12 protein-coding genes and 1 CRISPR repeat array are annotated in these 13,578 nt (G+C 45.8%); all 12 genes read right to left on the reverse strand.

The window, feature by feature from the left end; genetic code table 11:
- Window positions 1-23: 23 nt before the first annotated feature.
- Window positions 24-332 carry a rhodanese-like domain-containing protein gene (locus tag LKD71_RS05915; protein ID WP_178046523.1) on the reverse strand — a complete coding sequence of 103 codons (309 nt, stop codon included), beginning with the start codon at window positions 330-332 and terminating at the stop codon, window positions 24-26.
- A gap of 80 nt (window positions 333-412) precedes the next feature.
- On the reverse strand, window positions 413-2,185 hold the full coding sequence (locus tag LKD71_RS05920) for a transglutaminase-like domain-containing protein (RefSeq protein ID WP_227614711.1): 1,773 nt from the start codon (window positions 2,183-2,185) through the stop codon (window positions 413-415).
- A complete protein-coding gene (locus LKD71_RS05925) occupies window positions 2,182-3,270 on the reverse strand; it encodes a DUF58 domain-containing protein (RefSeq protein WP_227614712.1) in 1,089 nt (362 codons plus the stop codon). The genes LKD71_RS05920 and LKD71_RS05925 overlap by 4 nt, the downstream gene beginning before the upstream one ends.
- Before the next feature lie 3 nt (window positions 3,271-3,273).
- Entirely contained in the window at window positions 3,274-4,221 is a 948-nt protein-coding gene (locus LKD71_RS05930; RefSeq protein WP_178046526.1) for an AAA family ATPase, read from the reverse strand.
- Window positions 4,222-4,389: 168 nt separating this feature from the next.
- A complete protein-coding gene (gene rpiB, locus LKD71_RS05935) occupies window positions 4,390-4,821 on the reverse strand; it encodes a ribose 5-phosphate isomerase B (RefSeq protein WP_178046527.1) in 432 nt (143 codons plus the stop codon).
- The gene (locus tag LKD71_RS05940) at window positions 4,815-5,276 is read right to left on the reverse strand and encodes an arsenate reductase/protein-tyrosine-phosphatase family protein (RefSeq protein WP_178046528.1); all 462 of its coding nucleotides are present in this window, start codon (window positions 5,274-5,276) and stop codon (window positions 4,815-4,817) included. The genes rpiB and LKD71_RS05940 overlap by 7 nt, the downstream gene beginning before the upstream one ends.
- A complete protein-coding gene (locus tag LKD71_RS05945; RefSeq protein ID WP_178046529.1) occupies window positions 5,263-6,333 on the reverse strand; it encodes an L-threonylcarbamoyladenylate synthase in 1,071 nt (356 codons plus the stop codon). The genes LKD71_RS05940 and LKD71_RS05945 overlap by 14 nt, the downstream gene beginning before the upstream one ends.
- Window positions 6,334-6,424: 91 nt before the next feature.
- On the reverse strand, window positions 6,425-7,750 hold the full coding sequence (locus LKD71_RS05950; RefSeq protein ID WP_227614713.1) for a cell wall hydrolase: 1,326 nt from the start codon (window positions 7,748-7,750) through the stop codon (window positions 6,425-6,427).
- 163 nt (window positions 7,751-7,913) lie between these two features.
- Complete coding sequence (locus LKD71_RS05955; protein ID WP_227614714.1) at window positions 7,914-9,062, reverse strand: hypothetical protein; 1,149 nt, start codon at window positions 9,060-9,062, stop codon at window positions 7,914-7,916.
- Between the two features lie 78 nt (window positions 9,063-9,140).
- Window positions 9,141-10,460, reverse strand: coding sequence for a type III-A CRISPR-associated CARF protein Csm6 (csm6, locus tag LKD71_RS05960; protein WP_227614715.1), 1,320 nt, complete (start codon window positions 10,458-10,460; stop codon window positions 9,141-9,143).
- 14 nt (window positions 10,461-10,474) lie between these two features.
- A complete protein-coding gene (gene cas2 / locus LKD71_RS05965) occupies window positions 10,475-10,816 on the reverse strand; it encodes a CRISPR-associated endonuclease Cas2 (protein ID WP_227614716.1) in 342 nt (113 codons plus the stop codon).
- Window positions 10,794-11,795 (reverse strand): CRISPR-associated endonuclease Cas1, encoded by a 1,002-nt coding sequence (gene cas1, locus LKD71_RS05970; RefSeq protein ID WP_227614717.1) that lies wholly within the window; start codon window positions 11,793-11,795, stop codon window positions 10,794-10,796. Before cas1 ends, cas2 begins: the two co-directional genes overlap by 23 nt.
- Window positions 11,796-11,895: 100 nt before the next feature.
- Window positions 11,896-13,446: direct repeats of the CRISPR family, unit length 36 nt; unit sequence GTTTCCGTCCCCTAACGGGGACTGTATTTCTCTAAC.
- Window positions 13,447-13,578 lie beyond the last annotated feature (132 nt).

Below are 13,578 nucleotides of genomic sequence, written 5' to 3' on the forward strand. Positions count from 1 at the left end.
CTTAGTTAGGAAATGCGACTCTGTCAACGGAAAGATTCTGTCTCCCGGCCCTGATAGGCCAGAAAACCGCCCACCACCGTTTTGGTCCGATAGCCTTTTTCCGCATATTCCCTGGCCGCCGCCATACTCATGGAGCCCCGGTCGCAGTAAAAGAGAAGAAGACGGTCCCTTGGAAAAAGACAGCAGCCAGAAAGCTTCTCATAGGGAATGTTTACTGCTCCTTTCAGATGGCGTTCCCGGTACTCCTTCGGCGGCCGAAGATCTATGATAAAGGTATCCCCGCGATGGAGATACCGGTCCAGTTCCTTTGGCGTGATCATCTCAAAATTCATTCCTTCACCCCCATAATAAGGATATGCCCGGGACAAAATGGGCGTGAAAAAAGCAGCCTTTTTCAAAGCTGCTCTTTTCGTTAAATCCATACGTCAATGAGATAGAAGGCAAATCTCGACATGCCCTTCTGTTCTCTGCCAAGCTGACGGCAGATGGCCCGGTAAAGGTTCTGGACCTCTCTCCGCTCCTCTTCTGTGGCCGTCTCCGGTCCGTAGGTCGTGCGGAGAACAATCTCCAGTACACGGTGAAGTTCCGGCTCCTGAATCCAGACAAACCGTTCCAGAATCTCATCCTCCAGATTTTCCGTCAGAAGACTGTAGGAAGCCGGAAGGCCTCCCACGGTCAACACCTCGAAGATAGCTGCAAAGACCTCCTGCACAGAAGCTTTTTTCCGTTTCTCAAGAATCATGAAACGGCGGATAAAAAGACCAATACAAATCAAAACCATTGCCAGCAGAAGAACCACAGGCAGGAAAACCCAGGAAGGACCGATGTTTTCCGGAAGACCGCCAGAGGCCTCAAGTTCTCCAAGGGTCCCTGCTGCCCCGCCGTTTTCCGTCTGATTTTCATTTCCGGAGGACGCTGCATTTTCACTGCCGCCCTCTATTTCAGCTGCTAGTTCGGTTCCGGCCTCCGGGCTGTCCCCTTCGGTCTGTGTTTCCATCTCTGTCGCGTTTTCTGTCTCAGGTTCCTCTCCCATGGCCTCCTGCACATCCGCTGTGAAGCCTCCGGATGGCGTAGTCTCCACCCGTACCCAGCGGCCATCAATGTAGGCCTCCGCCCAGGCATGGGCATGGTCATCGGGAACATCTGCCTGCCAGACTCCCTCATCGTTGAGATAAAAGAGGGAAGGTGGAATCAGAAAGCCCGTCACATAGCGGGCCGGAATCCCGTACATCCGAAGCATCATCACGGCCGTAGCTGCATAATGAATACAGTAGCCTTCCTTTTTCTCAAAAAAGAAATACTCGATGAAATCCTTCCCATCCGGCGGGGAATCCACCTGAAGGTTGTATACCGTGTTGTCTCTCAGGGTATTTACGATAAAATCAACGATATCCTGCGGCGTCTCCTGGGGATTGGCATCACAGAAAGCTTTCAGCTCTGCCAGTTTTCGCTTCGGATACTGGATGTTGTAACGGTTTTTCTGGTCATCCAGATCGCCCTCGTCGTTGAAGCTGTAACCTGTATACAGATTTCCCATATAGCGGGACCAGTAGACCGGGTTCTCGGGCTTCTGATCGCTCTCCACCGTGACCACCGTCCGTCCGCTGAAATCCGGTCCGTCGCCCTGCACCTCCAGGCTTCCACCTTCGTACTCGCCGGTTCCGTCCTGAAATTTCAGTTCTTCCGGCAGAAACTGGTTCAACACATGGAGAAGTGAGGTCTGCTGGATTCGTGTCCGCAGGGGAAGCACATCGCCGAAAGCCTTCTGAAGGAGGGGTACTCCGATCTGGGCGCTCGCCACCAGAAGAACGCCGCTTAAGATCAGGACAGACAAAGCACTGCTCCCGGCCATTTTGAAATGCTTTCCTCTTTTCCCGGTCCCGGCTGCCAGCGTGACAGTCACATAGAGGATCGCTGCCGTCATGGTCCAGACCGACGGACTCTCGCCACCTGCCAGAATCAGGCCGAGATAACTGGCGATGAGGCAGTAGGACAGGAAGCGAAGTCCCCAGAAAAAGAAGCCGCCCACCAGAATGAGCCCGAGAAAAATCACAATTCCGGCCACCCAGAATTTATCCGTCCCATTCTGCACCAGAGCAGCCCACCAGTCCGAAAGCTCCAGACCGAAAAACCAGGACAGTCCCTGTCCGACGATATTCAGAAAAACTTGAAAATCCTGTATCATACAATCACCTGCTGCTCCTGGCCTTCCGTTCCAAATTCTGCGATCACCCTTCCGTTGTTCTGAAGCTTTCCTTCCGTATCAAAAATCAGGGTGGCCGCAAAAACTTCGCCCGGATATTCCTTGTCGTAGCCGTTTTCAATATCATATTGCCAGCCGTAGGGGACGGCAGCCAAAAGCTGGTCCACCATGGCATAGGTCCCTTCCTCGTCGTCGATCCTGCAGCGGCGAAGTTCTCCCGCCGCATCGTCATACCAGGCCGCCACATGGCTCACGCCTTTTCCCGCCAGACTGTAAGAAAGGGAGGAAAAATTTCCCAGAAGGGCATCCATCTCCTCCTCCCGGAAGTTTTTCGTGCTGGCTGTGTAAAGATCCAGCAGCAAAAGCACCTGCACGCCCTGGGGGAAGGAAAATTCCTTCACCATCCAGTGCTCCGTACGGGCGCTGAGCTTCCAGTGGATCGCTTTCATGGAATCGCCGGGTCGGTATTCCCGGATCGCGTAAATCTCGGAAACATCCTCGCCCTTCCGGTCCGTGGCGTACTCGTCGCTGTCCGGCATATGCTGTCTGGTCCGCGGATCCACCTCCACAGGTATCTCCCGGATCGTGGGCAGGACGTTCACAAACACATTGTCATCCCGGACCTGGACTTTTTTTGAAAAAAGCCGGATAGCATCGTAGACTCTGGCCTCCGTCACATAGAAATAATAGCGGCCGGCATATTTCATCGTAAATTTCTCTTTCTGCCGTTCTTTTTTCTTCGGACCAATGCCAAGCGTCAGTCGTTTTTTCTCCGGTTTTCCCACATAATCGCTGTCGTGGAGCAGAGTCAGGCGGATCTTCGGCATAGGAAGAAAGCCGGTATTTTCCACCCAGATTTCTACTGGAAACTCCTGGCCTTTTTCCACCACGGGAATCTGCACGTTCAGATGAATCTTAAGATGCGCCCGGAGATACCAGGAACTCCCGTACAGAGCCGCCGCCAGAAGAAGCAGAAAGCCCAAGAGATAAAAAGGAGCCGCCCCGTCATACATGATACAAAGGTAAAAACTCACCGTCGTCAGGATCAGATATGCGATCTTCCTCATAGGCTACCCCTGTCTTTTCTCCGGAAGAGGCTGCGGCACGCTCTCAAGAATCGTGGAAATGATGCCCTCCGCCGTCACATGGTTGACTCTGGCCTTGGCTGAGAGCTGCAGACGATGAACGGCTACCTCCTTAAACACATCGGAAACATCCGTGGGAACCACATAGTTTCTTCCTTTTATATAAGCGGAAGCCTTCGCCATACGGGTGAGGGCGATGGTTCCTCTGGGGCTGATGCCAAGGTCCAACATCGGATGCTCTCTCGTCGCTGCCACCAGATGGGCCACATACTGGAAAATCACATCATGGACAAAGACCTGCTCCACTTCCTTCTGAAGCTCCAGAAGTTCCTCCGCATTGACCACCGGTTTGAGGCCGTCCAGCGGACTCTGGCCGTTGTTGTGCTTGATGATCTCGATCTCTGTCTCCACATCCGGGTAACCAAGAGAGGTACAGATCATAAAGCGGTCCAGCTGGGAATCGGGAAGCATCTGGGTTCCGGCGGAACCGATAGGGTTCTGGGTCGCGATCACGATAAAGGGCTTCGGAACCTCTCTCGTCACGCCGTCCACAGTCACGTTACCCTCCTCCATTACCTCCAGAAGAGCCGACTGGGTCTTCGGTGAGGTACGGTTGATCTCATCTGCCAGGAACAAGTTGCACATGATGGGACCGGGCTGGTATACAAATTCGTTTTTATCTTTCTGAAAAATGGAAAAACCAGTGATATCCGAGGGCATAACGTCCGGAGTGAACTGCATACGGTTTTCCTTCAGGCTCAGTACCCTGGAAAAAGCCAGAGCCATGGTCGTTTTTCCCACGCCGGGAATATCTTCCATCAGCACATGTCCACCGGCCAGAACGGCCATGAGGATTTTTTCCACAATGTCATTTTTTCCGATCACCGCTTTGGTGATCTCTGCCATGATGGCTGCCGATTTGTTTTCGATCATATTTTTCCCCCTTACAAGGATCAGTCGTAACTGTTCAGTATTTTCACAGTTACGAGCAAAAATCCAACAAAAATCGCCTTCGGCGATGGGATTTTTGCGTGCACCTCTCGGGATTTTGGCATATTCATGCCAAAACACCTCGCGGAACAGTGGCTCCTGAACATTTAATCAATCTTCCTCAATCTGGCGGATTCGGGCGATGTGACGCTCCGCGCCGGAAAATTCCGTATTCAGGAAGGTATCTACGATCTTCAGGGCCAGGCCGGTGCCTACGACTCTTCCACCCATAGCCAGGATGTTCGCGTCGTTGTGGAGACGGGTAGCCTCAGCGCTGAAGCAGTCGGAACAGAGAGCTGCGCGGACGCCTTTGATCTTGTTGGCTGCCATGGAGATACCGATACCGGTTCCGCAGATCAGGATGCCTTTTTCACACTCGCCGTCAGCTACTGCATGGCCAACCAGCTTGCCGTAAACGGGATAGTCCACGGCTTCCTCACTGTAGCAGCCGAAATCTTTATACTCGATGCCTTTTTCTTCCAAATGTTTGATGATCTCCTGTTTCAGTTCATATCCTGCGTGATCGCATCCGATTGCTAACATAACAATTCCTCCTCATTTAACAGCACGACCAGTTTTGAGATCAGGCTCTCCATCAGATCGTAGCAGGCCCCGTAATCCTCCAGGGAACCGCCGTAGGGGTCTTTGATCTCCTCCGTACTGCTCACATAGTTTGAAAGCAGAAATACATTCTGCGCGTTTTCATAGTTTTCAAAAACCTTCCTCTGATTCTCCTCATCCACTGCGAGGATCAGAGTTCTCTCATCAAAATCTGATTCCCGAAGCGCCTCCGCCGTGTGATCCTTCAGGCTCTGGTTATGCTTTTCCATAACCGCCTCCACCTTGGGATTTACAGGCTCCGGAAAAAGCACCACCAGCCCTCTCGAGTCCACCTCGAGATCGCTCAAAAGGTATTTACTCCGCATAATTCCTTTTGCCATGGGCGCGCGGCAGGTATCGCTGTTGCTCACAAAAATCAATCTGTCAAACCTTTTCATCCTTTTTCTCCCCAAGACTGATGACCTGGTGGCCCGCCGCCTTCATCAGGCGGTTCATGATGGCCTGGCCCATTCTCGGTGTGTCGAAAGCTTCCGAATAGATCCGGTCTACCTTCAGCTCGTCGAAATCCCGGAGAATCCCGAAGAGATGGCGGGCAATACTGAGCTCGTCCTTCCGGCTTCCGATGGATTTTACAATGCCGCCCTCGTAGAGACCTTTCGTCTCCTCCGTGGCGATGACACCGACTTTTTCTCCAGCCTTGTTTCCCTGCTCCACCAGACGGTTAATGGCAGCGATGACTTCGTCTTCTCTGCCTTCGACGATCTTGAGATCTGCCTTGGGAGCGTAATGCTTGTATTTCATGCCCGGCGCTTTGGGATGGGCCTTGCTGCTGTCAAGAAGCAGCGCCCGGTCAATCTCCACCGGCCCGATGACCTCCTTCAGCATCGCCTGGCTGATGTAGCCCGGTCGAAGAATCATCGGCTGATCCGTACTCACATCCACAATCGTGGACTCGAGACCGATGTCCACCTCGCCGCCGTCCAGAATCATGTCGATCTTTCCGCAGAGGTCTTCCTCCACATGGGAAGCCTTTGTGGGGCTTGGTCTTCCGGAAGTGTTGGCGCTGGGAGCTGCAATATAGCCCCCGCCTGCATCGATGACCGCCCGCGCGATCGGATGGGAGGGCATACGCACCGCCACAGTATCCAGCCCGCCGGTGGTTCCGTAGGGCACCAAGTCACTTTTCTTAAAAATCAGCGTCATGGGACCCGGCCAGAATTTTTCCATCAGGAGCTCCGCCTGGGGTGACACCTCCGAGACAATGGCATCCAGCATTTTTCGCTCTGTGATATGTACGATCAACGGGTTATCGGAAGGCCGTCCCTTGGCTGCGTAGATCTTCGCCGCCGCATCCTCGTTCAGCGCATCTGCCCCCAGGCCGTAAACGGTCTCCGTGGGGAATGCCACCAGGCCTCCTCTTTTCAAAATCTGACCAGCCTGGCGAATGGAAGCTTCATCCGCTTTCGCACAGATTGTGTATATGATATTTTCCATATTTTTTCACCTCAAATCAAACAGGTCATACCCTGTTTAGTATAACAAAAAAAGCGCTGTTTGTACAACGCTTTTTTCTTTGGTGAATATCTTAATAGAACTGATGTGCTCCGATCTTGATTCCTTTGCCGGAACCGGTGTTGAAGTACATGGCACTTCCGATCGGATTCTCTCCTGCCAGAGCTGCGTCTGCTGCATCATAACAGCTACTGGGGATGGAGCCATTTGCGATGACGCTGTCCAGCCAGCCGGAACCTGCCGGGCTGAACTGACCACTCTCATAGATAACGCCTTTGATCGTGCTTGCGAAGGAGCTGCTGGCCACACGGTTCAGAACAACCGCGCCCACGGCCACTTTTCCGTCCCAGCTCTGGTTGCCTGCCTCGCAGTAGATCAGGCCGGCGAGAAGCTCGCGGTCGCTGGATGAGGCGCTGGTGGATGTGTCGGTGGTGTCAGAAGAGCTGCTGTCATCGTAACTCGTGTCGGAGCTGCTGTCATAGGAGCTGCCATCATCGTAACTTGTGTCGGAGCTGCTGTCATAGGAGCTGCCATCATCGTAACTTGTGTCGGAGCTGCTGTCGGTATAAGAGCTGCCATCGTCGTAGGAGCTGTCAGTATAGCTGTTGTCATAGCTCGTGTCATAGGAACTTCCATCGTCGTAGCTCGTGTCATAGCTGCTATCAGTGTAGGAACTTCCGTCATCGTAGCTGGTATCGCTGTAGCTGCTATCATAGCTCGTGTCGTAGCTATTGTCGCTGTAGGAGCTTCCGTCATCATAGCTGTCATAACTGCTATCGCTATAGCTGCTTCCATCGTCATAGCTGCCAGAATTGCTGGAACCGCTCACACTGCCATAAGCATCTCCGGTAGATACAGCCTTATCCAGAATCGTGGTTTCCATCACATCCTCAGCCGGCACATAAGCCACGGTAGCGTCATCCATCTGCACCTCTACCCAGGAGCCGTCATTGCTGAGAACCTCATACTCTTTTCCTGCTGACACAGTCGCCAGAACCTCAGAAGAACCGTCCGGCGCTGCAAAAAGACTCACGCCATCCCAGTAAGTTTTTACACCCTCGGAACCGTAAACACCGGCAAGATTCTTTGCGTCCTCGCCAAAGGCAAGGCAGTCATTTCTTACATAACCTTCCACGCCGCCGGAGATCACAAGAGACCAAGTCTCCCCTCTCTCTATCACATCAGCGGAAGCCGCCGTCGTCAGATAGCCGACGATCGTGCTGTCCTCAGAAGCGGCCGCACGGATATTTACTGCCTCCACCACATTGGCCACTGCCCGGTAAGCCCAGACATCGTCGCTGTATGTATCATCCGCATAGACCGGAAGCGCCGTAAGAATCGAACAGGCCGCAATGGTCGCCGCAGAAATCAGTACCTTCTTTATATGATTACCTTTCATAAATTACCTCCTGAATGAATTGCAGAAGCTGTTTTTTCTACAATTCCGTTACAAATATTACAAATTTGTTAAACTTTGTTACAGGAGCATTTTACTATAATGACAGGGGTTTGTCAACTGATTTCTCGGGGTGGGGAAGGGTGGCAAAAATAGCCTCCTTTATTTACGGTTTCCATTTATATCCGCATTTTTTACAAACATCTACAACTTCTCCGGATCCAACCCATCCCCAAAACGGATCATATCCACGATTTAAAACTCCAATATCCTGACAACCGCACTTTGGACATCTCACAATCCGACTTTCCGCTCTCGCAATGGCTATCGCTTCTCTTTCTTCTTTCTCCTCTTCAATCGTTTTTCCTTGATATTTTTCCGGAAACATTCCTGTGATTTTTGTCTCATATATAAATTTTTTTAACTCTCTTGGAAGAATGCCCGTCATTTGTGATAATTCTTGAATTACTTGATTCATTTGAGCAGAATCTACTTTATTTTCCATTATTCGTGCATAAAAACTCGTCAAATTATACTCACATTGATTATACTCACCTTTATTAAAAATACACACCATTTCCGGATCGCCAGAAATAATTTCTCCAGATCGTGATTTTTGGCATTTTCGTTTTACCATATTCTGAAACTCTTCCATTCTCTTAAATCTGGTTATTTCCTTTTTGGCATAAGCCGTAAAATCCATCTCTGCTTCTTCATATTGTTTTAACCGTGGTAATAACCGATCTAATTCTTCACGAGACGATTTTCCAGCTTCTATCATTACAGGAAATAGAAACATCAAGCATAATGGAGTAAGATCCAAAATCAAAGGCCAGTCTCTACAACAATAAACTAATATAAACGAAATAATAGCTGGAACAAAGAAAAAAATAAAAGCCAAGTTTTCAAAGTATTCTGCCTTATATTTCAGCCGATTTACATATTTTTCATAATTTTCAGGCAATCCTGAGGGTTTAGTTGGTCTTGCTATATTATAATGCTTTAATTCTTCTTCAAAAGTTAAATTTTCTTTTATTTTTCCCTCATCGTCATATATATCTTTTATATTATTCATTAAAACAATATCTGACCAGTCAATCAACTTATAATCAAAAGCATAACCAAACTCTCTATTTGGATAATTCATTGTATCATATTTATACTTCCATAATTCCTTGTCTCTTTTTCGTGTGTCCGGATACGTCTGCGGGTCATATTCTTTTGCAATGAACTTATAATCGCATGTATAACAACTATCCACAAAATCCGGCAATATTTCCCCACATTTTGGACATCTCATATCAACCCATGCCATAAACATCATTCTCCTATACTCATTATTTTAACGCCTACCATTTTTCATAAACAAATAAAAATTCTAGAAAAATTTTACTTAACATTGATCAAGTTCTTTTATAATTTCTTGATTCATTAAGTCATAAGAATCCCAGTTTTCTTTTCTAAGATTAATTTTTACCTGCTCACAAATATATTTTATCAGACCCATTATTTCTGAAATAGATTTTCCAGTCTTCTCTTTCACCCAATCAGGTGTAGCAGATACAATATTATGAGCAGCAATATTACGCACATTGTGCTCTACATCAACCAAATCCTGCACTCGTTTTGCAAGATTTTCCGAAGAACATTTTTTCTGTATTACGTTATTAAGCTGTGCTGAATATACTGGTCCAAAATTGAATTGCAGATACTCCCCCTGAAGCAACCTCAACATTTCTGTTCCTTCCAGTTTTGATCTGCTCCATTTTCGTATGTTTCCATTCGCATAATACTTTTGAATTTCCACATCACAATACTGTTCAAGAACTATCTCTAGCAGGTCTACTCCCAACGGTGTAATTGCTCGAATAAAATCTGCATATTCTTTTCTTCTCACCTTTAAGTCTAGCACAAGTGTATATTCGAACAAAATCTTTTTAATATTATTCTCCTTAATAACAGATAAAACCCTATTTTTTTCCGGTAAAACAAGATTCATTTTTTCCCAATTTAGGGAAGATCGTGCTTCTGCTGCTTCCAGCCACCGAAATGCTCTTGATGACAAATCTTCCCGAATATCTTTTCCTACTTCTAAAGCTGCCGAATAATCATAAGATAATAAATGTTTTTTTATAATATCAATTTTTAAAAGTCTCATTAAATTGATACAACGTACCTCAACACACCGGTTTTCTGCACCTATCTCGTTATCTTGATTCAATTCCCAGTTTGCCACTACATCATATTCTTTTCGTTCTTCATGTTCCAAATTACTTTCTTTTTTAGGCGTAGAGACTTGTATCGGTAAAAAACGATACTCAGCCAAAGTTGCCATCACCAGAAGAGCACTTTTCATACTAGGAGTTCCTGATGCCATATTTAACAACAACTGCTCTTCTTTCCCTTTCTTTGCTTCTATTTCTCCTATGATCTTACGAAATTCATTATAAAAAACATCGTATTGCTGTACTTGCACCATCTCTGGTGCTTCTATCACATGAACTTCAAAATCGTGATGTAAGGCTTCTCCTAAAAGTTCCAATGTTTTTACATAACGATTATCCTTTTTATGATTCTCCAACATTTCTTTTGAAAGATATAAGTAGACCACATCTGGTAAATAGTGCCTGCAAATATGAAGTAAAGACCCGTCATGAAAATATTTTATCGGGTCAGTATTTCCCACAGGTGAAAATAAATATTTCTTTTCCATTTTTCCCTTCCTTTTTAAATCAAAATAATTTCTTCCTCAAATTCCGGTACTGTTCCCCAGGATGTTACTTTACCCTTTCCTGTGATTCGATAAATCCGCACATTATCTTCATTATCTTTTAATTCTATATATTTTGGAATTTCTCTGACCATTTTTTCGTACCGTTGTGAAGAAAGCATTGCTTCAAAAGCAGATTTTTGAACCCTTTTTCCATAACCTTCTAAAAATTTTGCAAATTTTACACGACGCTTATTATCTACAATATCATAAATAATCAATATAAACTGCTTATCATCTTCTAATTCTTCCGCTATCTGAAAATAATAATCCTCATCATCGAATGATAATTGGCTCATAAAGCTCTGCATCTCCCTCCTCAATTGCCTTTGCCAAACTTTCCATCTGTAAAAAGATGCCTCTTCTGAAACTAACTGGATAATCAATATATTTCAGATAGCGAACTTCTGTCTGAAATTTTCTTTCCAGTTTATTCAAATAAACTTTCAATCCATTTTTCGTCATATAACACCCAGGCCGATCTTCATTACAAATAAAACCATCTTTAGCAATTTCGTGTCCATTGATCATACTCATCACCGTAGCATCTACAATAATTGCCCGCCATTCTTCCATTAAATCACTGGCCAAAGTTGGATGTTTTTCTGCATCCCTATGAATAAATCCAAAAAATGGATTTAACCCTTTCATTTCAATTTTACAATAGACTTCATTCATAAGGATAGAGTAACCCAGACTTATCATAGAATTAAATTCATCTCTGGGTGGTCTTTTACTTCTGCCTTGGAAATAAAATTGTTTATCTATACATTCAGAAAGACCTTTAAAATAATACTTTGCAGCCTGTCCTTCAAAACCAATCATTTCACTTATTTTTTGGCATTCGAGAACTTTATTCCTACAAATATTCATCATTTTTTGTTCTTCATTCAAAGTAATTCCTTTACTTTTTTCATATCGTTTTAAAACTACACTCTGATTTTTGATTTTTGCATTCAGGATCTTTTTCCCTATCTTTACTGCAAATTCTGTATCATACAAAGCACTTTGTTTCCTCTGTCGTTCTGTATTTACATGTCCAGTAGAAATGAGTCGTCCAAAATATCTTCCACCCTTAGAAAAATAAGATACTGATATTCCTCGTTCCATGCATTCTTCTGCACATTGAGTCGTCATCTGTGATTGACCCATGATTGTGATTGCTTCCAAAGATTCAATAGGAATCATCCTTTTCATTCCATCTTTGTATGTAACCGTACACTGATTTGCTTCTACACCAATTACTGCCCCATTCTCATTTACATACAGTAAACCCATAACAGATCTCCTCCTTCATTACCAACTATGTAACACGTCCCCTGACGGGGAATATATTTCTCTAATATGTTAAAAACCAAACTCCAGAAATCTGCTTGGCGTTTCCGTCCCCCAGCGGGAACTGTATTTCTCTAATCCAACTCTTCGTGTCTTATATGTCAACGCAGAACCGTTTCCGTCCCCTAACGGGGACTGTATTTCTCTAACTTGCAACTATTAACTCTACAATCATCCCGGAAAACGTTTCCGTCCCCTAACGGGGACTGTATTTCTCTAAACTCAACTCTACAAGGTCTGTCAAGTGGTAACTTTAGTTTCCGTCCCCTAACGGGGACTGTATTTCTCTAATTCATAATAGAAAGCCTTGTATGTAAGTGTGAGATATTGGTTTCCGTCCCCTAACGGGGACTGTATTTCTCTAAAAAAACAAGAAGGGTATTGAACAAAGTCTCACTGGTTTCCGTCCCCTAACGGGGACTGTATTTCTCTAACTGATAAGTAAATTTGATTACTTCGTTGGAAGAGTTTCCGTCCCCTAACGGGGACTGTATTTCTCTAACCCAAAGCAGTCTTGCCAGAATGCCAGACTACAATACGTTTCCGTCCCCTAACGGGGACTGTATTTCTCTAACCAAAGGAGGGAGTGCGTATGGACTACAAGGAACGTGTTTCCGTCCCCTAACGGGGACTGTATTTCTCTAACTGATATGAAAAAAACTATTGATTTACTAAATGGTTTCCGTCCCCTAACGGGGACTGTATTTCTCTAACCATGAGTGCAAAAGTAATTAAAACAAGTGAAGGTTTAACGTTTCCGTCCCCTAACGGGGACTGTATTTCTCTAACGAAAAGTTTCATATGGACATCCGTTGGTATGATTGTTTCCGTCCCCTAACGGGGACTGTATTTCTCTAACAATCGTGAACTCACAACGCTCAAACGTGAGATTCAGCAGTTTCCGTCCCCTAACGGGGACTGTATTTCTCTAACCCAAGGATAGAGAAGAGCTTGCGAACTGGTTGAGTAATAGTTTCCGTCCCCTAACGGGGACTGTATTTCTCTAACTGTTTAACTTTGCCTTTACCAAAAAGACAGCTGTTTTGTTTCCGTCCCCTAACGGGGACTGTATTTCTCTAACCACATAAACCGACACGGGGAAAGACTATCACAAGCAAGTTTCCGTCCCCTAACGGGGACTGTATTTCTCTAACCTGATAAAATGTCAAAATGTGTCATTTGCGGCAAAGAATTGTTTCCGTCCCCTAACGGGGACTGTATTTCTCTAACTGACTATTGACAACTTATAGATTGACAAGCAAGAAAGGTTTCCGTCCCCTAACGGGGACTGTATTTCTCTAACGGAATACAACTACACCAAAAACAAAAAGGGTATTGAACAAGTTTCCGTCCCCTAACGGGGACTGTATTTCTCTAACAAAGAATTCTTGCGGAACGTATGACTTATGCAGATGTTTCCGTCCCCTAACGGGGACTGTATTTCTCTAACAAGCAAAAGTTGACCGCATGTTCCTCCAGGGCAAAGTTTCCGTCCCCTAACGGGGACTGTATTTCTCTAACATTAACAAGGGGGTGTAAGAATGCCGTATTTAAGAAAGTTTCCGTCCCCTAACGGGGACTGTATTTCTCTAACACCCTCCTTGAAACCTCGCATTTTATCTGGGTTCATTTTACAATTTGCGTGAGAAAAATTATTTTGAGAAATACAGCTTTTTGAAATTATAAAAAAGCTCAAAATTTGTTATATTTCTGCGGTGCGCGGGAA

It is taken from the genome of Fusicatenibacter faecihominis, assembly GCF_020686945.1.
Lineage (GTDB): Bacteria > Bacillota > Clostridia > Lachnospirales > Lachnospiraceae > Limivivens > Limivivens faecihominis.